The organism is Streptomyces dryopteridis (assembly GCF_049606955.1).
GTDB lineage: Bacteria > Actinomycetota > Actinomycetes > Streptomycetales > Streptomycetaceae > Streptomyces.
This window is the reverse complement of record NZ_CP187114.1, coordinates 119,836-145,257: the sequence shown is the minus strand read 5'-3', so window position 1 is coordinate 145,257 and position 25,422 is coordinate 119,836. Positions and strand designations below refer to the sequence as shown.

Annotated in this window: 22 protein-coding genes; 16 read left to right on the top strand and 6 right to left on the bottom strand. The window is 73.3% G+C overall.

Going from position 1 to position 25,422, the window contains the following annotated elements:
* The first annotated feature begins 27 nt into the window (after nucleotides 1-27).
* On the top strand, nucleotides 28-384 hold the full coding sequence (locus ACN20G_RS27020) for a MerR family transcriptional regulator (protein ID WP_424215811.1): 357 nt from the start codon (nucleotides 28-30) through the stop codon (nucleotides 382-384).
* A gap of 79 nt (nucleotides 385-463) precedes the next feature.
* Here ACN20G_RS27020 and ACN20G_RS27015 read toward each other — a convergent pair whose 3' ends face one another.
* Entirely contained in the window at nucleotides 464-1,327 is an 864-nt protein-coding gene (locus ACN20G_RS27015) for a hypothetical protein (protein ID WP_424215810.1), read from the bottom strand.
* A gap of 234 nt (nucleotides 1,328-1,561) precedes the next feature.
* Between ACN20G_RS27015 and ACN20G_RS27010 the strand changes: the two genes are divergently transcribed.
* From ACN20G_RS27010 to ACN20G_RS26995, 4 genes are all read left to right on the top strand, one after another.
* Nucleotides 1,562-2,242, top strand: a complete 681-nt coding sequence (locus ACN20G_RS27010) for a DUF998 domain-containing protein (protein ID WP_424215809.1) — start codon at nucleotides 1,562-1,564, stop codon at nucleotides 2,240-2,242.
* Nucleotides 2,239-2,889: a TetR/AcrR family transcriptional regulator gene (locus tag ACN20G_RS27005; RefSeq protein WP_424215808.1), complete on the top strand. Its 651-nt coding sequence runs from the start codon at nucleotides 2,239-2,241 to the stop codon at nucleotides 2,887-2,889. The genes ACN20G_RS27010 and ACN20G_RS27005 overlap by 4 nt, the downstream gene beginning before the upstream one ends.
* A 111-nt stretch (nucleotides 2,890-3,000) precedes the next feature.
* Nucleotides 3,001-3,567: a dihydrofolate reductase family protein gene (locus tag ACN20G_RS27000; protein WP_424215807.1), complete on the top strand. Its 567-nt coding sequence runs from the start codon at nucleotides 3,001-3,003 to the stop codon at nucleotides 3,565-3,567.
* A gap of 225 nt (nucleotides 3,568-3,792) precedes the next feature.
* Nucleotides 3,793-4,953 (top strand): oxygenase MpaB family protein, encoded by a 1,161-nt coding sequence (locus ACN20G_RS26995; protein ID WP_424215806.1) that lies wholly within the window; start codon nucleotides 3,793-3,795, stop codon nucleotides 4,951-4,953.
* A 28-nt stretch (nucleotides 4,954-4,981) separates the two neighbouring features.
* Here ACN20G_RS26995 and ACN20G_RS26990 read toward each other — a convergent pair whose 3' ends face one another.
* Both ACN20G_RS26990 and ACN20G_RS26985 read right to left on the bottom strand, forming a co-directional pair.
* Complete coding sequence (locus tag ACN20G_RS26990) at nucleotides 4,982-6,169, bottom strand: MFS transporter (RefSeq protein ID WP_424215805.1); 1,188 nt, start codon at nucleotides 6,167-6,169, stop codon at nucleotides 4,982-4,984.
* Between the two features lie 128 nt (nucleotides 6,170-6,297).
* On the bottom strand, nucleotides 6,298-7,434 hold the full coding sequence (locus ACN20G_RS26985; RefSeq protein ID WP_424215804.1) for an N-acetylmuramoyl-L-alanine amidase: 1,137 nt from the start codon (nucleotides 7,432-7,434) through the stop codon (nucleotides 6,298-6,300).
* 973 nt (nucleotides 7,435-8,407) lie between these two features.
* On the opposite strand from ACN20G_RS26985, the gene ACN20G_RS26980 reads away from it, so the two are divergent.
* Nucleotides 8,408-9,295 carry a serine hydrolase gene (locus ACN20G_RS26980; RefSeq protein WP_424215803.1) on the top strand — a complete coding sequence of 296 codons (888 nt, stop codon included), beginning with the start codon at nucleotides 8,408-8,410 and terminating at the stop codon, nucleotides 9,293-9,295.
* A 53-nt stretch (nucleotides 9,296-9,348) separates the two neighbouring features.
* Here ACN20G_RS26980 and ACN20G_RS26975 read toward each other — a convergent pair whose 3' ends face one another.
* Complete coding sequence (locus tag ACN20G_RS26975; protein WP_424215802.1) at nucleotides 9,349-10,557, bottom strand: ROK family protein; 1,209 nt, start codon at nucleotides 10,555-10,557, stop codon at nucleotides 9,349-9,351.
* A gap of 89 nt (nucleotides 10,558-10,646) precedes the next feature.
* Nucleotides 10,647-11,795, bottom strand: a complete 1,149-nt coding sequence (gene dgoD / locus ACN20G_RS26970; protein WP_424215801.1) for a galactonate dehydratase — start codon at nucleotides 11,793-11,795, stop codon at nucleotides 10,647-10,649.
* A gap of 221 nt (nucleotides 11,796-12,016) precedes the next feature.
* On the opposite strand from dgoD, the gene ACN20G_RS26965 reads away from it, so the two are divergent.
* The 10 genes from ACN20G_RS26965 (at nucleotide 12,017) to ACN20G_RS26920 (ending at nucleotide 21,553) form a co-directional block, all read left to right on the top strand.
* Nucleotides 12,017-12,862: an NAD-dependent epimerase/dehydratase family protein gene (locus ACN20G_RS26965; RefSeq protein WP_424215800.1), complete on the top strand. Its 846-nt coding sequence runs from the start codon at nucleotides 12,017-12,019 to the stop codon at nucleotides 12,860-12,862.
* On the top strand, nucleotides 12,859-14,190 hold the full coding sequence (locus tag ACN20G_RS26960; RefSeq protein ID WP_424215799.1) for an ABC transporter substrate-binding protein: 1,332 nt from the start codon (nucleotides 12,859-12,861) through the stop codon (nucleotides 14,188-14,190). The genes ACN20G_RS26965 and ACN20G_RS26960 overlap by 4 nt, the downstream gene beginning before the upstream one ends.
* Nucleotides 14,187-15,164 carry a carbohydrate ABC transporter permease gene (locus ACN20G_RS26955; RefSeq protein WP_424215798.1) on the top strand — a complete coding sequence of 326 codons (978 nt, stop codon included), beginning with the start codon at nucleotides 14,187-14,189 and terminating at the stop codon, nucleotides 15,162-15,164. Before ACN20G_RS26960 ends, ACN20G_RS26955 begins: the two co-directional genes overlap by 4 nt.
* Before the next feature lie 171 nt (nucleotides 15,165-15,335).
* Nucleotides 15,336-16,127 (top strand): carbohydrate ABC transporter permease, encoded by a 792-nt coding sequence (locus ACN20G_RS26950; protein WP_424215797.1) that lies wholly within the window; start codon nucleotides 15,336-15,338, stop codon nucleotides 16,125-16,127.
* The gene (locus ACN20G_RS26945) at nucleotides 16,124-17,074 is read left to right on the top strand and encodes an SMP-30/gluconolactonase/LRE family protein (protein ID WP_424215796.1); all 951 of its coding nucleotides are present in this window, start codon (nucleotides 16,124-16,126) and stop codon (nucleotides 17,072-17,074) included. Before ACN20G_RS26950 ends, ACN20G_RS26945 begins: the two co-directional genes overlap by 4 nt.
* Complete coding sequence (locus ACN20G_RS26940) at nucleotides 17,071-17,757, top strand: bifunctional 4-hydroxy-2-oxoglutarate aldolase/2-dehydro-3-deoxy-phosphogluconate aldolase (RefSeq protein WP_424215795.1); 687 nt, start codon at nucleotides 17,071-17,073, stop codon at nucleotides 17,755-17,757. The genes ACN20G_RS26945 and ACN20G_RS26940 overlap by 4 nt, the downstream gene beginning before the upstream one ends.
* Nucleotides 17,754-18,740, top strand: a complete 987-nt coding sequence (locus tag ACN20G_RS26935; protein ID WP_424215794.1) for a sugar kinase — start codon at nucleotides 17,754-17,756, stop codon at nucleotides 18,738-18,740. Before ACN20G_RS26940 ends, ACN20G_RS26935 begins: the two co-directional genes overlap by 4 nt.
* A 68-nt stretch (nucleotides 18,741-18,808) precedes the next feature.
* On the top strand, nucleotides 18,809-19,687 hold the full coding sequence (locus ACN20G_RS26930; RefSeq protein ID WP_424215793.1) for an SIS domain-containing protein: 879 nt from the start codon (nucleotides 18,809-18,811) through the stop codon (nucleotides 19,685-19,687).
* A 40-nt stretch (nucleotides 19,688-19,727) separates the two neighbouring features.
* The gene (locus ACN20G_RS26925) at nucleotides 19,728-20,660 is read left to right on the top strand and encodes an ROK family protein (protein WP_424215792.1); all 933 of its coding nucleotides are present in this window, start codon (nucleotides 19,728-19,730) and stop codon (nucleotides 20,658-20,660) included.
* A gap of 29 nt (nucleotides 20,661-20,689) precedes the next feature.
* Nucleotides 20,690-21,553, top strand: coding sequence for a class II fructose-bisphosphate aldolase (locus ACN20G_RS26920; protein WP_424215791.1), 864 nt, complete (start codon nucleotides 20,690-20,692; stop codon nucleotides 21,551-21,553).
* 111 nt (nucleotides 21,554-21,664) lie between these two features.
* Here ACN20G_RS26920 and ACN20G_RS26915 read toward each other — a convergent pair whose 3' ends face one another.
* The gene (locus ACN20G_RS26915) at nucleotides 21,665-25,240 is read right to left on the bottom strand and encodes a SpaA isopeptide-forming pilin-related protein (RefSeq protein ID WP_424215790.1); all 3,576 of its coding nucleotides are present in this window, start codon (nucleotides 25,238-25,240) and stop codon (nucleotides 21,665-21,667) included.
* Nucleotides 25,241-25,422: the final 182 nt, after the last annotated feature.

The following is a 25,422-nucleotide window of genomic DNA, read 5'->3' as shown; positions in this document are numbered from 1 at the left end:
GGGGTCACACCGGAGATGGAGGGTGTGATGAAGATCGGGGAGCTGTCTGCACGGACCGGGGTGAGCGTGCGCCTGCTGCGTTACTACGAGGAGCAGGGCCTGCTCACCGCGGAACGAACCCCCGGCGGACACCGCACGTACGGCCCCTCCGCACCGCAGACGGTCCGCCGCGTCCGCCACTTCCTGGCGGCCGGCCTCTCGACGCGGATCATCGGCGAGATCCTGACCTGTGTCTGCGGCAGCGAGGCCGAGATCGAACCCTGCCTGAACCCTCTGATCCTGAAGCAACTCCACCAGGTGGACCAAGAACTCGACCGCTTGGCCCTGACCAGGGAGTCCCTGGCCCAACTCGTCAGGACCGCCACCCCGAAGCCCCCCACCTGACCCCACCCCCACACCTCCCCCGACGGGCCCCGCGCCCAACGCTCGGTGTGGGCCGAGCGTTGGGCGCGGGGGCGGGGGGTCAGCGTCGGTCGGCTTCGATGATGCTCAGGATGTCGTCGGTGAGTTGCTGCGGGTGTGCCGTCGCCATCACGTTGCTCAACGTCGACCAGGTGTCGGCGTAGGCCCCTCCGTCGGGCGTGGGGATCACGTCGGACTGCCTGATCACGTTCCATTCGTGTTCGCCCCGGTGGAGGGTGTACTCCTCGACCTTCTCGTGAATGGTCACCTGGCATCCGCAGTCGGGCTCACCGTCGGAGTCCGGGACGTACTCGCCGTCGGCGTGGGCTCGCATCAGCGTCACGCGGCCCTCGGCCTGCTCGGTCAGGAGCGCGGCGACCGCCACGAGCGTCTCGTGGGCGTCGGCCGGGTGGGAGGTCGAGGGGGCCGCCGCGCGGATCGCGTCGACCGTGGCGCCGGCGTGTCGTGCGACCAGGCCCTCCAACTGCTCGGCGAGCGCGCCGAGGGTCTCCAGCGCCGTCGCCAGGTTCGGAGGCTGTCCGGGGCCGGCCGGGTCGGGCAGTTCGACGTCCCCTCGTTCGCCGATGCGCTCGATGGCCCGCCCGAGCTCCTGGAGGGAGGCCGCGTTCTGCCGGAGCTGCACGAACAGCGCGGAGGCGACCGTCGCCGCCTGACGCGGGGTGTAGAGGGACCACGGGCTCGACAGCGCCCGCGTGGTGGCGTCGGCGGTCTCGGCCGCCGCGCAGGCCATCAGCAGGGATTCCTCGGGGTCCCACACGCCGCCCTCGACGGCATCGCGCACCACCGAGACGTACAGGTCGGGCCCTTGCGCGACTTCGCGTTCGTACAACTCGGCGAACGAGGGGGCGACATCGGACGTGGACGTGACGGACGCGGTGCGCGCCGCGGGCAGGTCGGTGCTCATGTCCGCATTGTGGGCAACGGGCGGGGGGTTGGTGGGCGAAACCGAAAAAGATGACCCGACCCCGCGACCCCGGCCCGAGACGCCCCGATCGGGCCGCCGGTCGGGGCGCGGCGATGAGCGCGTCGACCGCGGAGGGCGCCACGCCGAGCCCCACGGGCCGGCCGCGCCCCACCAGAAGTGGATAACTCTATCCGGTTGTGTTTCCATGGAGGTACCGTTCGGAGAGGAGTTCCCGTGACGCGCGGAATGTGGGTTCGCCTGGGCGCGATCGTTCTGGTCGTCAACGCCGTGCAGTGGGTGGTCGTGGAGGCGATCGCGGCGAGCGCCTGGCGGAGTCCGGCGTACAGCTACGCCACGAACTACATCAGCGATCTGGGCGTGCCCGACTGCGGTGTGCGGTTCCAGGGCCGTGAGCTGTGTTCACCCCGGCATGAACTGATGAACGCCTCGTTCGCGCTGGAAGGGGTGCTGTTCGCGATCGGTGTGGTGTTGATCGCCCGACTGCTCGACGGGCGGGCCCGGCGCGTGGTGACGGTCCTGGCCCTCGCGCACGGGATCGGGATGATCGCGGTCGGCGTGTTCCACGGTTCGGCCGACGGTCCGAGCCGGGGCCTCGTGCTGCACGTCGTGGGCGCGGGCCTCGGCATCCTGTGCGCGAACACCGTGGCGATCCTGGCCGGCGTGCTGAAGGGCCCGCGGGTCTCCACCGCGTACCGCGTGTTCAGTGTGGCGGTCGGGGTGCTCGGTCTCGTCTGCATCGCCCTGGTGGGGGTCTCCGCGAGCACCGCCGGGGTCTTCGAACGGGGCAGTGTGTACGCGTGGTTGCTGTGGAGCGCGGTCACCGGCATGCTCCTGCTCGCCCGAAGCGGCCGCGGCGTCCGGCGTCCCGTCGTGCGGGAAGGGGCCGGGGCGTGAGCCCGGAGGCCGGGGCCGGGCGCCCGTTGCGCGCGGACGCGGAACGCAACCGCAGGCTCGTTCTGGCGACCGCCGGCCGCATGCTCGCCGAGCGGGGCACGGACGTCACCCTCAACGAGATCGCGCGGGAGGCGGGGGTCGGCGTGGGGACCGTGTACCGCCGCTTCCCCGACCTGCGCACGCTGATCGACGCCCTGTTCACGGAACGTTTCGCGTCCTTCCTGCGCCTCGCGACGGACGCGCGAGGTGAGTCCGACCCCGGTCGCGCGCTGCGGCGGTACGTGCTGGACGCGGCCGCGCGGCGCGCCGCCGACCCCGCGCTCGAAGTGATCGTCGAGCACGCGAGCGTCGACCGGCCGGAGATCGCGCGGATGCGGGACGAACTCGGCCGCCACGTGGACGGGCTCGTGGAGCGGGCCGTGACGGCCGGGGCCGTGCACGCGGACGTCACCGCCTCCGACGTGTACAACGTGCTCCACATGCTCGGCGCCGTCGCCGACCGCACCGAGAGCCTCGCCCCCGGCGCGTGGCGCCGCTACGCCGAGGTGCTGCTCGCCGGGTTCGGTCTCGCGGCGGACGCCAGGGAACGGACCGCGCCGATGACCGACGAACAGATCCGACGGGCCACCTGGCCCCCACGTCCTTGACCCCCTGGGACATCACCGAAATCGTCGATATCAGGCTGCTTGTCCGGGTATGCCGTGTGCAGCATGCTGGGCGCGGAGAGCGAGGCACACCCGCCCGACGGAAGGCCGGCCATGCGGAAACTGATCTACGGCATGAACCTCACCCTGGACGGCTACATCGCGGCGCCCGGCGACGACATCGGCTGGGGCGGCACGCCGAGCGACGAGCTGTTCCGATTCTGGCTCGACCACGAGCGGGCGTGCGGCCTCTCGTTGTACGGCCGCAAACTGTGGGAGGCGATGAGCGGCCACTGGCCGACCGGAGACCGACAGCCGGGCGCCGACCCGGCGCGGATCGCGTTCGCGCGGAACTGGCGGGACACGCCGAAGGTGGTGTTCTCCTCGACGCTGCGCGCCGTCGACTGGAACGCCCGCCTGGTCACCGGGGACGCGATCGCCGAGATCACCCGCCTCAAGGCCGAGGACGGCGCCCCGATGAACATCGGCGGCGCGACGCTCGCCGGGGCGGCCATGCGCGCCGGGCTGATCGACGAGTACGTGATCGCCACCCACCCGGTCCTGGTGGGCGGCGGCACCCCCTTCTTCACGGCCCTGGACGGCCGGGTGGACCTGAACCTCCTGGAGACCCGCCAGCTGCCCGACGGCGTGGTCCTGACCAGGTACGAGACCAGCCACTGAGCCACCGGCCGCACCGCGCCCGAGGGAGGGCGGGCACGATCCCACGCCGTCCCCGTCCTCCTCGGTGGTGGACGTGTGCGCCTCGATCGGGTGAGGGCGAAACGATCTTCTGGGGCGAGGAGGTTCCCGGGCACTGTCCGCGGCGCCAGCATCGGTTCTCCGAGGGTTCGGCGGAGCCTCCGTGCCCGCCCCTCCCCGCCCCCTCCCGAAGAACGGACTTCCGTCGTGGCATTGACGACCGAGAACATCGCCGCCGAACTCGACGTGGCGAACCAGGTGGGTGACCCCGAGGCCGACCGGCTCGTCTCCGACCTCATCGACCGCGGCGAGATCGACGGCGTGAACACCCTGTTCAGGACCATCGGTTCGCTGCGTCCCGGGCAGGACCACTCCGAACTGCCGCCGCGTCTGGCCGCGTTCCTCAAGGGCGCCACCGTCGACCCGCCGGGCTGGGGCCCGGCCGACGTCAAGGCCGCCGAGAGCTTCTTCGACCACCACCACGGCGTGGCCTCGATGCTCCAGGGCACCGTCGGCCTCATCGGCACCTATCTGTCCCCGACGGGCGCCCACACCCTGCGTTCCACCGGCCGCCTGGGCGGGCTGAAGGGCCCCGGCCGGCGACTGTCGCAGTCCTCCCGCCTGTTCCTCGGCATGGGCGACCGGGGGGCGTTGAGCGACGGCAGCCTCGCGGCCACCGTGACCAAGGTCCGTCTCGTGCACGCCTCGGTGCGCCAACTCCACAAGAAGAGCGGCCAGTGGGACTACGCCACGTGGGGCGAGCCGGTCTCCCAGAAGTACACCTGCGGCGCCACCTACGTGTTCAGCGTGCAGGTCCTCGAAGCGATGCGGAACCTCGGCCTGACCGTCTCCAAGAACGACGCCCAGGGGTTCATGGGCGCGTGGCACTACATCAACCACTACCTCGGCACCCCCGAGCGCTGGCTGTCGCCGAAGGACGTCGAGCTGTCCACGGCCCTGTGGCTCACCGCCCGCGATGACGAGTGGAAGGACAGCGAGGACGGCAGGTTCATGACCGCGCAGGCGCTGAACTTCTACAAGACGGAGTACCTGCCCGAGCCCGCCTACTCCCCGTTCGTCGCGATGGTCCGCAAGGCCCTGTCCGACACCTGGGCAGACAAGGTCGGCATCCCGCGCAACACCGCCTTGGACGCCGGCGCGAAACTCGCGTCCGCCGGACACGGCGTGCTCAGCGGCATCGGCGGCGGGCTGTTCGGCGGCGCCGCGGACAAGGCCGTCGGGGTCAACCCCTACGACGAGATCATCGGGATCGCCGCCAAGCAGTTCAACAAGGTCGAGGCGTACGCGCTGCGCCGCCAGGGCGACGACCAGCCCCAGATGCACGCCGAACTCGGCGACGACCGCTGACCACCACCCGCCGACCGCACCCCGCACCTCACCGGGCGGGGTCGCGGCGCAGCAGGTAGACGGTCGCGGAGGCGACCAGCACGCCCATGCAGGCGATGAAGACGAGCCCGGCGCCCTCCAGCCCCAGCGGCCCCGTCAACAGCCCCACCCCGATGACCGGCAGCGAGATGCCCGTGTAGGCCACGACGAACAGCGCGGAGATGACCGCCGCGCGCTGCTCCGGGGGCGCGGCCGAGGCGATCGCCGTCATCGCGCCCCGGAAGGTCAGGCCCTGCCCGACCCCGCCGACGACCGCCGCCGCGATCAACGCCCACAGCGACTCGGCCCACAACGAGACCGCCATCAGCAGCAGCCCGGCGAGGAGCACCGCCCCGCCCCAGGGCAGGGAACGGGCGGGGCCCAGCCGGCCCGCGGCGAGCTGCCCGGCCGTCGAGGAGAAGAAGGCGAGGGCGACGACCACGCCGACGAGCGCGTGGTTCGTCTCGTGCAGCGCCTCCCCGAGGAACGCCGGGCCGACGGAGGTGAACACGCCGAACAACGCGAACCCGACGAACGAGGCCACCGCCCCCGGCACGAACACGGCCCGCACCCGCGCCGGCAGGCTCGGCCGGCGGGGGCGCAGCGACCGCAGGGGCCGCGGGTCACGGACGGTCTCCGGCAGCCGCCACAGCACGAGCGCGGACAGCAGCACGAGCCCGAGGTGCACGAGGAACGGCAGCAGCAGAGGCTCCGGCGCGTACTGGGCGAGCAGCCCGGCCAGCAGCGGCCCGCACCCCAGCCCGCCCATGTTCGCCGCGGTCGCCACGAACGTGGCCCGCGCGGCCCCGCCCGGCGGGCCCAGCTCCAGGACGTACGCGGTGGCGGCCCCCGTGAACAACCCGGCCGACAGGCCGGACAGCAGCCGGCCCGCGTACAGCTCGCCGACGCCCCCGGCGGCCAGGAAACAGCCGGCGCTCGCCGCCGCGAACCCCAGCCCCCACCACAGGGCGGGCCGTCGGCCGATGGTGTCGGAGGCGTTGCCGGCGAGCAGCAGCACGGCGAGCACGCCGAAGGCGTACACGGCGTAGACGACGGTGACCGTCAGTTCGGAGAACCCGAACCGCTCCCGGTAGAGGGGGTAGAGCGGGGTGGGCAGGGTGGTGCCGGCCATGCTCACGGCGAACACGGCGCCCGCGAGCAGGCACCACCGCCACCCGGGGCGATGATCACGGTCCATCCCCCGACGGTACCCCCGACCCGCCCCGCCGGGACCGGCCGCGAGGGCCGATCGCCCGGGGACGGGCCCGCGCGCGCTGCGCCGAACGGGTGGGGCGGCCGACCGAGAACCGTCGGCCCGCCCGCGCCCTACGGCATCAGGCCGGCCATGCGGCGGATCTCCGGAAGGGCCTCGTACAGGGCCTTGCCGGGGCACAGGGTGTTGAACCCGTCGCGGTGACCGGAGATCCGGTGGAATTCGATCGGGTCGCCGAGCTTCCAGCTCTGCCCGGCCAGGTTGCCGCCCGCCGCGGCCGCCGGGAGGGTGACCCGGTCCAGGGGCAGGTGCCCGTGGTGCCGCAGCTTCCACGCGGCCAGCCGGGCGATGGCCAGCCGGGTCCGCAGGTTGACCCCGGTCTCCTCCGTGTTGCCGAGCAGCGCCACGCTGGTGGTGTCGGTGTTGAACCCGTACGTGTGCGCCGCACGCACCGCACGGTCCACGCCCCCCGCCCGGCCCTCGTACAGCACCCCGTACTTGTCGACGAAGAAGTTGTAGCCGATGTCGTTCCACCCGAGGTCCACCACGTGGTAGCGGAAGACCCCCCGCAGCACGGCGGGCGCCTCGTCCGCCGTGTAGTCGTTCCCGCCCGCCGTGTGGTGCACGAACATCGCCTTGGCGTCGGCCATGTACTGCGGCGGGTCCGCGACGAGGGACTCCTCCGCGCCCCAGCCCGCCCGGTCGACCAGCTTCGGGGGCCGGTCGGGCAGCACGTCGAGCCGGCGGGGCGCGAAGGCCGCGGTGCTCGTCCCGGGGTCGACGAGGGCGGGGGCCAGGCCCGGCGGCAGGGCGCGCACGGCGCCCGCCCCGGCGCCGGCCGCCGCGCGGAACTGCACGCCGTCCGAGGGGCCGACCCACAGGGGTTCCACGCCGCCCCGGCCGGTGCCCTCGGCCCCGTCGGGGCGGTGGTGGAGCTCGGTCAGGGTCCGCCAGGGACGCCACCGTCCGCCGGCCGCGTCCCGGGTGCGGACCTGGAACGTGACGGACGGGGACCGGGACGGGTCGTCCCAGGTGAGACCGACCATCGAGAACGGCGCGGTGGCGGTCGGCTCGACGGGCAGCCCCGCGAGCCCCGCACCCGAGGCCGGGGACGGGGACGGGCCGGGGGCGGCGGAGGCGAGGGAGGCCCCGCCGAGGACGGCGGCCGCGGCGCCGGCGCCGGCCACCATCACCCCACGACGACCGAGGGGGCGCTGGGCACGGGAGGGAATCGGGAAACGCGAGGACACGGAAGCACCTTTGACGAGCGTCGGGGGGCGAACGGCCCGGGATAGACGGACCGATGTCCCGCGCCGAACAAGATCAAAACAGCCGGAGCGGCCCGCCGGCAGAGGTCCTCGGTCCCCTCGACGCCGGTATTCGGCCCCTTGCCGTTCAACGAATCCGCCACACCCCGGTCCTTGTCCATTTCGTCGCGTTCGCCTGTCTGTTGACGTACCGGCGCCCACACCGATCACGGGATTTCCGCCGTGCTGTGGGCCGACCGGGCCCCCGGCCGGTGGATCCCCGACCCCCGGGGCCGCCGGCACGGCGTACTGCCCGGGCCGGGCTGTCCGCTGGTCAACCTCGTTGACCTGACGGCCCGTTGGGTCAACGACCGCCGGCCGGCCGGCACCGCGTGCCGCCGTCCACCGATTCCACCGGTCGGGTCCGCGGCGTCGCTCCGCCGCGTTCTTCCACGACGGCAACCCGGACGCCGAGATCCGCTGCCCGCCCGGCTGCGTGCCCGCCGGGACCGCGCTCCCGTACCCGTCGATCCACGGTCGGACACCCCCTGGAGGCGCGACACGTGACCCTCGCCTCCTGAGCCGCGCCTCCCGACCCCTGACACCCGCCGAGGGCGCGACGCCGCCACCCGAGTCGTCTCCGGTGGGCCACCGGGGTGAGTGTCGACGGTGCCTCTCGTGTGCCTCGGTCTCGGACCGCCGGGGCATGATCCGATGATCGGGACATCGGAGCGCGGGCCACCGCGGCCCGAGACGTGTCGCCCCCTCGTCCGCGCCGAACCCGTGCGCGGTGCCCGCCCGTCCCGGACCCGGCCCCCGTGCGTCCCGCGTCTCCCGGAGCTCCCTCATGCCCCCAGCCCGGCCCCTGCGTGTCGTGTGCCCGCCTTCCGGGGAGAACGAGGAGGATCCTGTCGCCCGGACCGTGAAGCCCGGCGGCCGGTTCCGGCCGCGTCGGGCCGCGGCTTTCCTCGGCGGTGTGGCCGCCGCCGCGATCGCGGTCGCCTGCGGGTGGGCGGCGCGGCAACCGGAGCCCACCGTCGAGCCGCGGCCGGTCGTGGTCCGGGCCGTGGACGCCAAGAGCGGGGCCCGGCCACCGGTGCGTGAGGACCCGCAGACCGTCCTCTCCCGCGAGCTGGCCCAGGCGTTCGCGCAGGCCGTGCCCGAGCCGAAGGGGCGGTTCGCGCTCGGGGTCCGGGACGTGCGCACGGACGCGGTCGCCCTCGCCGGGGACCGGGACTTCAGGTTCGACACCGCGAGCGTCGTCAAGTCCCACCTGCTGGCGGCGACCTTGCTGAAGGCGCAGGACGAGGGACGGAGCCTGAGTCCCGCCGAGCGGCGGCTCGCGGCCCCGATGATCCGGCAGAGCGCCAACGAACCCACCACGGCCCTGTGGGCGCGGCTCGGCAAGGACTCCGCGATGGTCCGCGCCTACCGACGGTTCGGCATGATCGACACCGAGCCCGGCCAGAACTTCGACTGGGGCCTGACCACGACCACGGTCCGCGACCAACTGCACTTCCTGGCCATGCTGCACGACCCCCGCGGACCCTTGGACGAGGAGTCCAGGGGATACGAACTGGGCCTCATGAGCAGCCTCGACACTTCGGGGATCGAGGGAGGCGTGCATACCATCGCGGACCCGGACAGCACCTACGCCGCCAAGGACGGCTGGCTCCCGAGGTCCCGCAGCGGCCTGTGGATCGTCAACAGCATCGGGCGCGTCCCGGTGCACGGACGGCTGCTCGACATCGTCATGCTCTCCGAGGAGCAGGAGTCCCAGGAGGCCGGGGTCGAGCAGGGGGACCGCGCGCTCAGGGCGATCATGCCGCGCCTGGTCAGAGCCCTCGACACCCGGACGGGCTGAGCCGGCGGCCGGCCCGGGCCGGTCGGGCCCGGGCCGTACGACGCCTCCGGGGATCAGCCGGCGGGGAGGGTGTTCAGGAGGGAGCCGGCGATGTCGGGGATCTCTCGGAGCACCAGGGCCGCCGCCCCGGCGGAGCCGGCGCGGGCCCCGAGGTCGAGTTCCGCCGCCCGCAGCTCCACCTCGCGGGTGAGGGGCATGGCGTAGCGCCGGAGGGCGGAGCGCATGGGGTGCAGGAGGACCTCGCCGGCCTGCGCGAGCTCCCCGCCGACCACGATCCGGTCGGGGTTGAGGAGGTTGCAGACGTTGGCCAGGAGGCGTCCCACCACGTGCCCCACGTCGCCCAGGACCCCGACGCAGGCCCGGTCCCCGGCGGCGGCCGCGGCCAGCACCTCCTCGATCGTCACCGCCGGCCCCAGCGCGGGGCGCAGCGCCTCCAGGACGGCCGGCACGGACGCCTGCTGGACGAGGCAGCCGCGGTTGCCGCAGGGGCAGGCCGGTCCGTCGGGGTCCACGGAGAAGTGGCCCAGCTCGCCGGCCCCGCCGACCGCGCCCCGGTAGAGGGCGCCGTCGAGGAAGATGCCCGATCCGATGCCGCTGGACAGGCCGAAGTAGAAGAGGTGACGGGCCCCGCGACCCGCCCCGTACATGGCCTCGGCGACCCCTTCGAGCCGGGTGTTGTTCTCGACGAAGAGCGGCACGTCGAGCCGGCGGCGGACCTCGGCGGTGACGTCCACCCCGGCCCAGGGCTGCCCGGGCAGGGAGGGGCCGACCCGGCCGGTGCCCCGGATGACCTGCCCCGGCACCCCCACGCCGAGCCCCATCAGACGGTCCCGGGGCACGTCGGCGGTTCCGAGCAGGCCGTCCAGCAGGGCCAGGCCGGCGTCGAGGCGCTCGTCGCGGTTCGCGTCCGGGGCCACGGTGGTCGCGGCGGTGCCCAGGGGACGCCCGGAGAGGTCGGTGAGCCGGCCGGAGACCTCGGTGAGGGTGAAGTCGAGTCCGGCGGCGACCCCGGCCACCGGGTTCACGTGCAGGAGTTCGCGCGCCCGCCCGTCCACCTGCCGGTCGCTCTCCGGCGCGGCTTCGAGGAGGAGCCCGGCGTCGACGAGTTCGCCGACGATGGTGGAGACCGTGGTGCGGGAGACACCGGCGAGACGGGCGAGGGCCGCGCGGTGGGTGGGGCCGTGGTGGAGCAGGAGGGTGAGCAGCGTCTCCTGGTTCGTCCGGCGCAGGGTGCGCAGGGATCCGCCCTTCGTGACCGTCATGGTCCGAGCGTACGCCATGGGTTGCGGGCCGGATCCGGTGTCCGGGCGGGCCGCGCGCGGGTGCGCGGCGGGCGCCGGGAGGCGGCGGTTCACCATTCGGCGAGGGAGCCGTCTTCGTGCCGCCACACGGGGTTGCGCCACCCGTGGTCCCGGCGGGCGGCCGCTCGGACCGATGCCTCGTCGATCTCCACGCCCAGTCCGGGGCCGGTGGGGCGGGCGACGCGACCGCGCTCGAAGCGGAAGACCTCGGGGTCGACCAGGTGGGCCAAGAGCCCGTCGCCGGCGCCGTAGGAGGCTCCCAGGCTGTGTTCCTGGATCAGGGTGTTGGGGGTGGCGAAGTCGATCTGGAGGCTCGCGGCCAGGGCGATGGGGCCCAGCGGGCAGTGGGGTGCGACGAGCACGTCGTGGGCCTCGGCCAGGGCCGCGATCCGCCGCACCTCGGAGATGCCGCCGGCGTGACTGAGGTCGGGCTGCACGACGGCGATGCCGGTGGTGACGACATCGCGGAAGTCCCAGCGGGAGTAGAGGCGTTCACCGGTCGCGAGGGGGACGGTGGTGTTCTCGGCGACGGCCCGCAGGTCGCGGGAGTACTCGGGCAGGAGCACCTCCTCGGCGAACAGCGGCCGCAACTCCTCCAGTGCGGGCAGGACTTGACGGGCGAGGGCGCGGGAGGCGCGGCCGTGGAAGTCCAGTGCCATGTCCACGTGCTCGCCGACGGCCTCGCGGACGGCGGCGGCCCGCGCCACGATCTCGCGGAGCGCGGCGGGGGAGTCCAACGGGCGGAGCGGGCCGTCGGCGGCGGCGAACTTCATGGCGTCGTAGCCGGCGGCGACGGCGGCCCGGGCGCTGTCGGCGAGTTCCCCGGGCGAGGTCCCGTGGATCCAGGGATAGACGCGCACGGTGTCCCGGACCGGGCCGCCGAGCAGGTCGTGGACGGGGACGCCGAGCGTCTTGCCCTTGATGTCCCACAGGGCCTGGTCGATGCCGGCCACCGCGCTGGAGAGGACCGGTCCGCCTCGGTAGAAGCCCCCCTTGGTGAGGGTCTGCCAGTGGTCCTCGATCGTGCCGGGATCCCGGCCCACCAGGAGTTCGGCGAGTTCGGCCACGGCCGCGGCGACGGTGGCGGCGCGCCCTTCGACGATGGGTTCCCCCCATCCGACGACGCCCTCGTCGGTCTCCATGCGCAGGAACAGCCAGCGGGGTGGGACCGGGAACGTCTCCAGCTTGCCGATCTTCACGTGACTCCTCGGGGCGGTGGCGGTGGTGAGTGCCTTTAGAAGATCGACTCAAGGCTCGTGATTGTCAAGAGTCTGGACGTTGTGCGTGGGATTCTCTTTGCTCTGTGCGCTCTGGGTATCGGAAATCCGTGAGTGCCGACATGGTGTGTTCGAAGTCTTGACAGTCGTGGCGGGGTCGCCCCACAGTGATCCCCATCGCAACCGGCCCGGAAGGAACACACGTGACCACCCGCCCCGTTCTCCTGCTCACCGGTGGTCTCGGAGTGGTCGGGGGAGTGCTCCGCCCCGCCTTGCGGGAACGCCATCACCTGCGGATCGTCGACCGGATCCGCACCGACCCGGCGCCGGCGGCCGAGGGCCCGGACGAGATCCGTCACGGCGACCTCACCGACCCGGAGTTCGCCGACGAGGTCACGCGCGGGGTCTCCGCCGTCGTGCACCTCGCCGCCGTGGCCGACCCCCGGTCCCCGTGGCGACGGGTCGCCGACAACGTCACCGTCACGGACCACCTCCTGCGGGCCGCCGAACGGCACGGGGTGGGCCGGATCGTCATGGCCGGCTCGGTCCACGCCGCCGGCCTGGACCACCGCGACCACCCGCGTCGCCGCGCCCCCGTCGACCCCACCGACCCGCCCCGGCCCTGCTGTCCCTACGGAGGCTCCAAGGTCGCCTGCGAGTCCCTCGGCCGGCTGCACTCCCTGCGGACCGGCGCCACCGTCCTCACCCTCCGCCTCGGCCTCACCGGCTGGCCGCTGACCGAACGCGACTACAACGACATGTGGCTCTCCGACGACGACGCCCGCGCGGTCTTCACGCGAGCGCTCACGGCACCGGTCCGCCACGGGATCCACTTCGCCGTCTCCCGCCCCGGCGCCGCCCGCTGGGACCTCTCCACCACCCGCCGCGACCTCGGCTGGACCCCCCGGAGCGAACTCCCCGCCGGAGCCGCCGACCTGCCCTGGGCCCGCGAGGCCCCCTGCGAGCTCTTCACGCCCCACCCGAGCACCACCACCCCCACGGACCTCACCCCCACGGACCCGCGCACCCACGAGACGAGGAACCGATGACCAGACCCCGCACGACCCGCACGCGCTCCGCCACCGCCCTCGCCCTGCTCCTCACCCTGACCGCCACCTCCGCCTGCGCCACCACCGACGGCACCGACGGCCCGGGGACGGGAGGCGCCGGGCAACTCACCTACTGGTCGATGTGGACGAGCACCGAACCCCAGGCCGAGGTACTGCGCGAGGCCATCGACGGGTTCACCGCCCAGACCGGGATCAAGGTCCACGTCGAATGGCAGGGCCGCAAGGTCCTCGACAAGGTGGGCCCCGCCCTGCTGACCGGCGCCGCCCCCGACCTCGTCGACCAGTCCTACGACCGGCTGCTGCCGGCCCTGGCCTCCAACGGCCAGGCCCGCGACGTCACCGGAGTCCTCGACCGCGACACCGGGGAGGGCCGGAAGGTCAGGGACGTGATACCGGCGGACCTGCTGAAGGTCGTCCCCCGGGGCAAGGACGGCACCCCCTGGCTGATCCCCTACGAACTCGTCACCGTCTCCCTCTTCACCAACGGGGCCGACCCGCTCGCCACGCCCCGCCCGAGCACCTGGGAGGAGTTCCTCGCCGGCTGCGAGCGCGCCAAAGCCGCCGGCACGGCGTGCGTGGGCACCGACGGCGACGCCCCGTGGGCCACCGTCTACTGGTACGACCACCTCGTCAACCGCGCCGGCGGCTCCCTGCCGCGTTTCGCCGCCGACCCCTCCGGCAAGGGCTGGGACGCCCCCGAGGCCCTCGACGCCGCCCGCCGCGTCGAACAACTCGTCAAGGGCGGATACCTCGTCAAGGGCTACGACGCCACCAAGTACCCCACCCAGCAGAACAACTGGGCGACCGGCAAGTCCCTCTACTACCTCATGGGGAGTTGGCTCCCCGGCGAGACGGCGACCTTCACCGCCAAGGACTTCAAGACCCGCTCCATCGACTTCCCCGCCACCGCGCCCCAGAACCCCGGCGCAGGGCCCCGGGACCCGCGCGCCGCGACCGCCGTGATCCCCTTCGGCTTCGCCATCCCCAAGAAGGCCGCCCACCCCGAGGCCGCCGAACGCTTCGCCGCCTGGTTCCTGGCCAAGGACCGCCTCAAGGGCATCGCCGAACGCACCGGGAACACCACCCCGCGCCAGGACATCCCGGCGCCCGCCGCCCTCGCCGACGCCGCCGCGAGCGTGCGGAACTCCGGCGTGCGGCTGCCCCTCGACGGCCTCGACCCCGACTACCAGGCCAAGGTCCTGGAACCCGCCTTCACCGACCTGTGGCTGGGCAAGACCACCGCGCCCCGATTCATCGACGCCATGCGCACCGGGACGGCCGCCTACCGGAAGGCCACGGGCCGATGACCTCGACGCTCGCGCCGGGGCGGTCCGGCGGTCGGGCACGAGGGCCCGCGTCCGACCGCCCGACCGCCCCGAAGCCGCCGCCCGACACCCCCCTGGACCGGTCCCGGCAGCGGGTCTTCTGGCTCTTCGTGCTCCCCGCCGTCCTCCTCTTCCTGCTCTTCTTCGTCGCTCCCGTCCTCTTCAGCGTCTGGCTGAGCTTCCACCGCTGGGACGGGGTCGGGCCGATGGAATTCCGCGGCCTCGACACCTGGGCGCAACTCCTGCGCGACGACACCTTCCTGACCGCACTGCGCAACACCGGCCTGATCCTGGTCGTCGGCGGGGCGTGCACCTTCGTCATCAGCTTCGGGATCACCCTCTTCCTGCGCGAGATGGCCGGCCGCAAGCTCATCCGCTACGTCCTGTTCTTCCCCGTCCTGGTCAACCCGCTGGTCTTCGGCGTGATGACCGGCCTGCTGTTCCGACCGGACGGCGTCGTCAACGCGTTCCTGTCCCTCGTGGGCGTCGACTCCCCGCCCAAGTGGCTCGGTGTCGACAACCTCTTCCCCATGATCCTCGGCACCCTCGTCTGGGCCTCCGTCGGCTTCTACACCACCCTGCTGATGTCGGGGGTCGAGCAGATCCCCCGCTTCTACTACGAGGCCGCCGAACTCGACGGGGCGGGCGCCTGGCACCGCTTCCGGCACATCACCCTGCCGCTGTCGTGGGAGGTCGTCACCGTCTGCGCCGTGCTGTGGACCATCGCCTCGATCAAGGTCTTCGAACTCGTCCTCGTCTTCGGCGGCAGCACCGGCGGGCAGCCGCCCACCAGCACCTACACCACCGCCCTGCACGTCTACCAGAGCGCGTTCGCCACCCGCACCGAACGGGACTTCGGCATCGCCTCGGCCGCCGCCGTCGCGAGCCTGGTCCTCATCGCCCTCGTCGCCGGCCTCCTGCGCCGCCTGATGCGACGCGAGACGATCCACCTCTGATCCCCCGGAGCCACCGTGTCGACGACCGCTCACCCCACCACCACACCCCCGGTCCCCGCCTCCCGGGACCCCCGACCGCGACCGAGACCCCGACCGAGACCGCGCCCGAGACACCGACTCCGACCGCGGGCCCGGCACGTCGGCGCCCTGCTGATCCGGCTGCTCGTCCTGGTGAACGTGCTCCTGGCGCTCTGGATGCTGAGCACCTCCCTGCGGGACACCAAAGCCGTCTTCGAGAACCCCACCGGACTCCCCTTCCCGCCCCGCTGGGAGAACTACGCCACCGCCTGGCGCACCGGAGGCTTCGGCCCGGCGCTGCTCAACTCCACGATCGTCTCCGTCACCTCCGCGTTCCTCGCCGTCCTCGTCTCCGCCCCGGCCGCCTACGCGCTCGCCCGCACCCGTCGCCGCACCGGCTCACGTCTGACCCTGGGCTTCGCCCTCGGCGTCGGCGTCCCCACCCAACTGATCGTCGTCCCCGTCTACCTGGCCCTGGCCCGGGTCCAGGACCTCACCCACCTCAAACTCATCGACAGCCTCCAGGGCCTCACCCTCGTGTACACCGCGCTGGCCGTCCCCTTCAGCGTCTTCCTCCTCACCGGGTATTTCGTCTCCCTGCCCATCGAGATCGAGGAGGCCGCCGTCATCGACGGGGCGGGCCCACTGCGCACCTTCTTCCGGGTGATCCTGCCGCTGGCCCGGACGGGACTGATCACCGCCTTCACCCTCGCGGTCCTGAGCGCCTGGAACGAGACCCTGTTCTCTCTGGTCCTCACCACCCGCGCCGAGAACCGCACCCTGCCCGCGGCCCTCCTCTCCTTCATCGACCAACAACAGTTCCAGGGCACCGACTGGGGCGGCATGTTCGCGGGTGTCGTGATCATCATGGTGCCGGTCCTCGTGCTCTTCGTCGTCCTGGGCCAACGGCTCATCGACGGCATGACCGTCGGGGTCGGCAAATGAGCCCGGCCGCCCCGCGCGCCGCGATCGGCGTCCACGAGGCCGTGCCCGTCGCCACCGTCCCCCCGTCCGAACTCGGCGAAGGACCCCGGCACGACCCCCGGGACGACACCCTGCTCTGGGTCGACATCCCCGCCGGACTCGTCCACCGGGCCCACTGGCGGGCCACCGGCCCGACCCTCCTCACCACCCACGACCTCAGCGGCGACGCCGGCGCCATGGTCGGCGCCCTCGCCCCGCTCCCGGACCCCGGCACCGGCTGGTCCGTCACCCGCGAGGACGCGCTGCTACACCTCGCGCCCGACGGCACCACCACCGTCCTCGACCGACCCGAAGCCGGCCGGGGCACCCGCTTCAACGACGGGGCCTGCGACCCCCTGGGCAGATTCTGGATCGGCAGCACGGGACGCCCGGTCAGACCCGGCGCCGGCCGCCTGCTCCGCCGCGACACCGACGGCACCGTCCGGGTCCTGCTGCCCCACGTCACCATCTCCAACGGCATCGACTTCAGCCCCGACGGCCGGCGCGCCTACTACACCGACACCGCCACCCACCGGATCGACGTCCTCGACCTCGACCGGAACGGGGAGATCACCGACCGTCGCGTCCTGGCCCGCTTCGACCCCGCCCGAGACGGGGTCCCCGACGGCCTGACCGTCGACCACGAAGGCTGCGTCTGGGTCGCGATGTGGGACGGGTGGTGCGTACGGCGCCTCGCCCCCGACGGAACCCTCCTCGCCCGCGTCGACACCCCCGTCAGCCGCCCCACCGCGTGCTGCTTCCACCACGACACCCTCGTCATCACCTCCGCGCGGGAGGGCCTCGACCCCGGGGAACTCGCCCGCCAACCCGACGCCGGCCGGCTGTTCCTCGCCCACGTCGGCGTCGGCGGACCGCCCGCACGACCCCACCTCGGCCCGATCCCGACACCGAACGGCGACCGCCCATGACCACCCCCGGCCCCCCGCCCCCGACCACCCGGTTCACCACCGCCCTCACCGAACACCGCCTCGTGGTCATCCTGCGTTCAACCCTCCGCGCCGACCTCGACGCCGTCGTCGACACCCTCGTCGACGCCGGGGTCCGCTGCCTGGAGATCACCCTGCCCACCCCAGGCTCCCTCGGCGCCCTCGCACGGGCCCGCGCCCGGCACGATCGGCACGCCCTCGTCGGCGCCGGCACCGTCCTGACCCCCACGCAGGTCCAGCGGGCCACCGGGGCGGGCGCCGAATTCCTCGTCAGCCCCCACACCGACCCCGAACTCGCCGCGACCGCCGACCGACACCACGTGCCCCTGATGCCCGGGGCCCTCACCCCCACCGAGATCCTGACCGCCCACCGGGCCGGAGCCCCCGCCGTCAAGCTCTTCCCCGCCGGCCCCCTGGGCCCCGACCACCTCACGGCCCTCGCCGGACCCCTGCCCGGGGTGCCCCTCGTCCCCACCGGCGGCATCGAACTCCGCGACGTACCGGCCTGGTTCGCGGCCGGTGCCGTCGCCGTGGCCGTCGGCCGCCCCCTCCTCGGAGACGCCCTCGACCGACCGTTCCCCCTCACCCCCGAGGACCGGCGGGCCCTGCGGACACGTGCCGGGGCCTTCGTCCGCGCCACCGAACCCACCGGAGCCCACCCGTGACCGCCCCACCGCGCCCGCCCGCCCTCGTCACCCTGGGCGAGGCCCTCGCCACCCTCACCCCCACCGGCATCGGCCCCCTGCGCACCGCCCGCACCCTCGAACTGGGCCTCGCCGGGGCCGAGACCACCGTCGCCATAGGCGTCCGCCGACTCGGACACCCGACCGCCTGGATCGGCCGGCTCGGCGCCGACGAACTCGGCGCCCACCTGCGCCGCACCCTGAAGGCCGAGGACGTGGCCCTGCCCGGCCCCGAGGACCACGAGGCCCCCACCGCCGTCATGTTCAAGGAACGGCGAACCGCCGGCGCCCGTCGGGTCCACTACCTGCGCCGGGACTCGGCCGGCTCCCGCCTGACCCCCGCCGACCTCCCGGACGGGCTCGTCGAACGGGCCCGGGTCCTGCACACCTCCGCCATCACCACCGCCCTGTCCCCGTCCGCCGCCGACACTGTGCGCACCGCCGTCGCACGGGCCCGCCGGGCCGGGGTCACCGTGTCCTTCGACGCCAACCACCGCGCCTCGCTGTGGACCCGCGAGGCCGCCCGCACCGCCGTGCTCCCGCTGCTGGCCCACGTGGACCTCCTCTTCGCCGGCCTCGACGAGGCACACCTGCTCCTCGGCCACGACAGCGAGGGCGCGGGGACCCACGACACCCCCGAAGGGCTCGCCCGCGCCCTGCACGGGCTCGGACCGGCCACCGTGGTCCTCACCCGGGGCCGGGCCGGCGCCGTCTCCGTCGGCCCCGACGGGACGCACCGGCAGCCGGCCCTGTCCGTGCCCGAGGTCGACCCGGTCGGCGCCGGGGACTCGTTCGTCGCCGGCTACCTGGCCGCCCTCCTCGACGGGACCGACGCGCCCGGCCGGCTGGCCCTCGGCGCGCGCGTGGCGGCGTTCTCCGTCTCCGCCCACGGCGATTGGGAAGGGCTGCCGGACCGCTCCGAACTCACCCTGCCCCTGGACGCCCCCGGCACCGTGCTGCGCTGACCCCGCGGCTCTCACCGCCCGCCCGATCCGGCCCCTCGTCACCACCACCGCCCGAAAGGCGCATCCGCATGTCCTTCACCATCACCGAGACCGCTTCCCAGCCCTCCTGCTGGCGCCGGGCCCTCGACCTCGTCGTGACCGGTCTGCCCGAACGCGGGGAACGCGTCGCCGTCATCGGCTGCGGCACCTCCCGGCACATGGCGCACGCCTACGCCGTGCTCCGCGAATCCCGAGGGCACGGGGAGACCGACGTGTTCGCCGCCGCCGAACTCCCCCTCCACCGACGCTACGACCGGGTCCTCGCCATCACCCGGTCGGGCACCACCACCGAGGTCCTGGACGCGCTCGCGGCCCTGCGCGACACCCCCCGCACGGTCCTGACCGCCGTTCCCGACGGGCCCGCCGCGGCCGTGGCCGAGCACCTCGTCGTCCTCGACTTCGCCGACGAACGCTCCATCGTGCAGACCCGGTTCGCGACCACGGCCCTCATGCTGCTCCGCGCCCACCTCGGGGCCTCCTCCGAGCACCTGGCCGCGCAGGCCGAACTGGCCCTGGCCGAGGAACTTCCGCCGGCCGCGACCACCGCCGAGCAGATCACCTTCCTCGGCACCGGCTGGGCCGCCGCCCTCGCGGACGAAGCGGCGCTGAAGGTCCGCGAGGCCGCCGGACTGTGGACCGAGTCCTACTCCGCGAAGGAGTACCGGCACGGACCCGTCAGCGTGACCGGCCCCGGCCGCGTCGTCTGGTTCCTCGACACGCCGCCGCCCGGCCTGTGCGAGCGGATCGCCGCCACCGGCGGGACGGCGATTCTCCCCACCCTCGACCCGATGGCCGAGCTGGTGCGCGTTCACCGGCTCGCCGTCGAGCGCGCCGAGCGGGCCGGGCTGGACCCGGACAAGCCCCGCCACCTCACCCGCTCCGTCGTCCTGACGGGCGCCGAAGCGTGATCCGAGGACTCCACCCCGGCGCCCCCTCGGGAGCGGGAACGTGAGCGTGGTCGCCCTCGACCTCGGCGGAACCTTCGTCAAGGGCGCGGTGGTCACCGCCGACTCCCGGATCCTCGCCGCCGAGACCCGCCCCACCCCCGCCGGCAGGGGCCCGGACGCCCTCGTGGACGCCCTGCACTCCTTCGCCGACGCCCTCGTCCACCGGGCGGGGCGCGCGGGCGATCCGGCGATCGCGGCGGGCGTGGTCGTCCCCGGGATCGTCGACGAGACCGCCGGGATCGCCGTCCGCGCGGCCAACCTCGACTGGGACCACACCCCGGTGGGCCCCTGGCTCTCCGAACACCTGGGCCTGCCCGTGGCCTTCGGCCACGACGTGCGGGCCGGCGCCCTGGCCGAGGCCCGACTCGGCGCCGGTCGGGGCCGCCGCCGCTTCGCCTTCACCCCCGTCGGCACCGGCATCGCCACCGCCGTGGTCCTCGCCGGCCGCCCCTTCAGCGGGGCCCGAGGGCAGGCCGGGGAGATCGGACACCTCCCGGTGCGCTCGGGCCCCGACACCGAACGCTGCGGCTGCGGCAACCGGGGCTGCCTGGAGACCCTGGCCTCCGCCTCGGCCATCGCCCGCCGCTACGCGGCCGCGACCGGCACGGCCGCACGCGGGGCCCGTGAGGTCCGCGACCGGGCCGACGAGGGAGACCCCGTGGCACGGAGGGTCTGGGCGGAGGCCGTGGAGGCCCTCGCCGACGGCCTCGCCGCCGTCACCACCCTCCTCGACCCCGACGCGCTGCTCGTCGGCGGCGGACTCGCAAGGGCCGGGGCGAGCCTGTTCACGCCGCTGGAAGCCGCCGTGGCCCGACGCCTCGCCTTCCGCGACCCGCCCCCGCTCGCCGCGGCCCGACTCGGGGACCGGGCGGGCTGCCTGGGGGCCGCCCTCCTCGCCCACGACCTCGGCCGCGCCCGCACCCGGACGCTCTGACCCGCCCCTCCTCGAAGGAAGGCCCCACCATGCCCCTGGTGTCACCGAGCGAGGTCATCGCTCCCGCACGAGCCGCCGGCCACGGCGTCGGCGCGTTCAACGTCGTCCAGATCGAGCACGCCGAGGCCATCGTCACCGGAGCCGAACGGGTCGGAGCCCCGGTCGTGCTCCAGATCAGCGAGAACACCCTCCGCTACCACGGCCGCCCCGAACCCCTCGGCCTGGCCGCGCTGGCGGTGGCCCGGGCCGCGGCCGTTCCCGTCGTGGTCCACCTGGACCACGCCACCGACCCCGAACTCGTGCGCCGTGCCGCGGCCCTCGGGTACACCTCCGTCATGATCGACGCCTCCGCCCTGCCCTACGAGGACAACCTCGCCGTCACCCGCGAGGTGACGCGACGCTGCCACGCCGCCGGGGTCTGGGTGGAGGCCGAGCTGGGGGAGATCGGGGGCAAGGGCGGCGCTCACGCCCCGGATGCCCGGACCGACCCGTCCGAGGCGGCGGCCTTCGTCGCGGCGACCGGGGTGGACACGCTCGCCGTGGCCGTCGGCTCCTCGCACGCCATGCGCGACAGGGTCGCGGTCCTCGACCACGGGCTGCTCGCCGAACTCCGCCGGCGGGTCCCCGTCCCCCTGGTCCTGCACGGCTCCTCCGGAGTTCCCGACGAGGGGCTGCGCGCGGCCGTGGCGCACGGCATCACGAAGGTGAACGTCTCCACGCACCTGAACCGGCTGTTCACCGAGGCCGTCCGGGACCGGCTGGCGCGCGATCCCGGACTCGTGGACACCCGGACTTACCTGGGCGCCGGACGCGAGGCCGCGGCGCGGGAGGTGGCCCGACTGCTGGTGCTCCTGGGCGCCGCCCGCCTGCCGGTGACGGCGACCGCCGGCTGAGGTTTCCGGGCGGGAACGGCCGTCGGCCCCGGCTCCGCGAGGCGGAACCGGGGCCGACGCCAGCCCCCGGGGGGACCCGATCAGGGGTCGATCAGAGGCCGAAGGGGTCGATCACTTCTTCTTCGGGTTCTCGTGCCGGGCGTTCTCCAGGGTGACCGACACCTTCTTGGTGGTGCGGTCGATGGTGTACGGGCCGGAGACCGGGTTGGAGGGCAGCGCGTACCCCTCGGGGACGGCCGTCTCCTCCAGGTAGTAGACACCGTTCGGGGCGTCGAACTCGCACAGGCCGCGGGCGTCGGTGGCGCAGCCGGTGCCGACCTCGGTGTCGGGGCGGGCGCCGGTCCGCTGGAGGCCGCGCACGCCGTTGGTCTCGCGCCACAGCTGGAAGACCGTGCCGGCCAGGGCCTTGCCGGTCTTCTTGTCCTTCTTCAGCAGGACGATCCGGCCGGGCAGCGGCTTGTCCTCGGCGGTGACCGCGGCGCCCTGGGCGGCGTTGGCGGCGGTCAGCTCGATCGGGGCGGAGACCGCCGGGTCGGGCAGGGCGTAGCCGGTCGGGGCCTTGGTCTCCTGCCAGTAGTACGTGCCCAGTTCGAGCTTGTCGACCGTGACCTTGCCGTCCACGCCGGAGGTCAGCGCGCCGCCGACCTTCGTGTCGGGCCGGTCACCGCTCGTCTGGAGACCGCCGTCGCCGTTGGTCTCCTTCCAGAGCTGGAACGAGGCACCGGCGAGCGGCGCCTTGGTGTCCGCGTCCACCTTGACCACCGTCACCGATCCCAGCATCCGGGCGTTGTCCGCGGTGGCGGTCACCTCCTTGGTGGCGCGGTCGATGGTGTACGGGCCGGAGACCGGGTTCGCCGGGAGGGTGTAGCCCGTGGGGACGGCCGTCTCCTCCAGGTAGTACGCGCCGTTCGGGGCGTCGAACTCGCACCGACCGGCGGCGTCGGTCGTGCAGGTGTCGCCCTGCTTGGTGTCGGGCTCGGCCCCGTCGCGCTGGAGGCCGGCGGTGCCGTTGGTCTCCTTCCACAGTTGGAAGGTGGCACCGGGCAGCGGGTCGCCGGTCTTCTCGTCCTTCTTCAGCAGGACGATCCTGCCGGGCAGCGGCTTGTCCTCGGCCGTCACCGTCACGCCCTCGGCGGCGTTCGCGGCGGTCAGCTCGACCGGGCCGAAGACCGCCGGGTCGGGCAGGGCGTAGCCGGCGGGGGCCTTGGTCTCCTGCCAGTAGTAGGTGCCGGGGGCGAGGTCCTTCACCGTGGCCTTGCCGTCGGCGCCGCCGGTGACCGGGTCGCCGGTCTTGGTGTCGGCGTCGTCACCGGTGGTCTGGAGGCCGTCGGTGCCGTTGGACTCCTTCCACAACTGGAACTCGGCCCCGTCGACCGGCTCGCCGCTGTCCGCGTCGACCTTGACGACGGTGACGGGGCCGGTGGGCTGGTTGTAGCCGAAGTCGTAGGTGTGGTTGTCCTGGCCGGCGTCGCCGGTGACGATGGAGTGCTCGGGGAAGCGGCCGCCGGCGGGGACCTTGCCGTCGCTGTCGACGAAGTCGTTGTCGCCGGCGTCGTTCTTGGTGACGGCCCAGCCGTAGAGGGGGCCGCTCGGGTTGTCGTAGTCGTCCGCGTTGTCGATCTTGATGGTGTACTTGGTCTTGAACTTCAGGCCGCCGGGGACGTTCTCGGCGTCGAAGTAGTACTCGCCGCGGGCGCTGGTCTTCGTGGTGGCGACCTTGACGCCGTTCTCGTCGTAGAGGTTGACGGTGGCGCCGGGGACGGGCTTCTCGCCCGGGTCCTGGATGCCGTCCTTGTCCACGTCGTACCAGACGCGGTTGCCGATCTGGATGGGCGCCTCGTCGCAGAGGACTTCGAGGTCGGCCATGCCACCGGCCTTGCCGAAGCTGGTGTTGCCGTCGATCAGCTTGTTGCCCCACTTGGCGTCGTGGGTGCCGTCACGGTTGACGAAACCGGTGCCGCCGCTCCACAGGTCCGTGTTGGGGTCCACCCCGGACGAGGCGATGGCGTCCTCGACCTTGGACAGGGCGATGCCCGCGTACATGGCCTCCTGGTGGTAGCCGGTGCGGTAGTCGCCGGGGTAGAACTCCCGGACGTTCGCGGCCTGTCCGTTGTTGTTGGAGGAGTTGGCGTTGTTCGGGCAGGGCCCGCCGTTGCCGTCGAGCTTGAACTTGCCGTCCGTGTCCTTGCAGGCCCGGTTGAGGTCACCACCGGAGGCCACGGACCAGCGGTTGTTGTTGCCCTTCGCCACGAAGGTGTCCATGCCGACCTGGTCGCCGAAGCGGTCGCGGAAGCCCAGGATCAGCTGCCCGTCGGTGTCCACGACGATGTCCGCGAGGATCGGCTGCGGGTAGCCGATCCAACCGCTCGACCCGCAGCTCTTGCCGTCCTGCTGGAAACGGAAGGTGTCCGACCAGGGCCACCATCCCGCGCCCTCGCACGAGACCCCGACGAATGCCTTGCCGCGCGGGAAGTCCAGCTTCTCGTCCATGATGACGTCGCCGAAGGTCTTGGCCTTCGGGTCGAAGGTGCGGATCACGGCCCGCATGTCGGCCTTGGACTGGGTGGACTCGGCGGAGCAGACCCCGCCCACGTACACGACGCCGTCCTGGACGCCGAGCCCGTAGGGACGCCAGTCGCCGGCGTCCGCGCAGCCCGGGTCCGGGATCGGGTAGGAGCCCTTGGGGGCGGCGGCGGTCTTCTGCGTGGCGTCGTACACGTACAGCTTGCGGTCGTTGAGGTTGACGACGTACAGCTCGCTGCCGTCCTCCGACACCTCCACATCACCCAGGGACTCCTTGGCCACGGCGGGCATGAAGTCCACGTCGTGGTGCCCGGCGTCGGTGAAGTCGTGCTCCGTCGTGCCCGCGTCCGGCACGGTCGTGAACAGCGAGGTCTCCTTGGACTGACGATCCACCAGGTAGATCGCGCCCTGCTTGCCGGGGCCGTAGCCGGCGGCGCGGTGCGCCTGGGCCCCGTAGAAGATCCACTTCTGTTGTTTGCTGTAGCCGACGCCGTACACGGCGCCCGTGTCGCCCTTCGTCGACAGGTTCGTGACCTGATTGTTGTTGCCCCGCGCGTTGTAGGGGAACACCAGGGCGGTGCGGGCCGAGTCCGGGGCCTTGTTCGGGACGTCGGCCGGAATGCACGCGGTGGCCAGCTCGGCGTTCTTCTGGCAGTAGTCGCCCGGGTTCCAGTACGCGGTGGTGAACTCGACGTTCTTGCCGCCCGAGACGTCGACGAACTCCTCGGTGCTGGACAGCCGGTCGGGGGCCTTGTCGAGGCCCTCACGAGAGGCGAACGCCGAGTAGAGCACGCCCGGCTTCGGGTTCATGACCTGCACCCGGTACTTGCCGCCCTTCAGGGCGGTCCCGGCCGGCGTGAAGGTGGCCACGCCGTCGGCGCCGGTCTTCGCGGTGATCACGTTGCCCGCGTCGTCCGTGAGCGTCACCTCGACCTGGTCCATGCCCGGCTCCAGCGTCCGGTCCCAGGAACCGTTCGCGTTCACCTCGCGCACCACACGGACCTTGACGGTCCCGTCCCCCGTGTCGGCCCGGCTCGTGCTCGCGGCGAAGGCCACCGGCGAGGCCACACCGGCCATGGCGCAGCCGGCGAACAGGGGGAGGGCCATGCCGAGGGTGACGGCGCGGTGCACCAGATGCAGGCGTGGTCTGCGATCGGGCGGCATTCGAAGGGACGAGAAGGACACAGGGGCTCCAGTGCTCGAATAATCGGGGAGGAGAGGGGCCCGCGCGAATTCCCGAATGAATGCGCGCGCGGCCGACCCGGGTCATGCCTAGCAGGAGCAAAACGCCGCGTTCGCGAATCGACGTGTTCGCCACAGGACCGATTCCCTGTTCGGTGGATTCG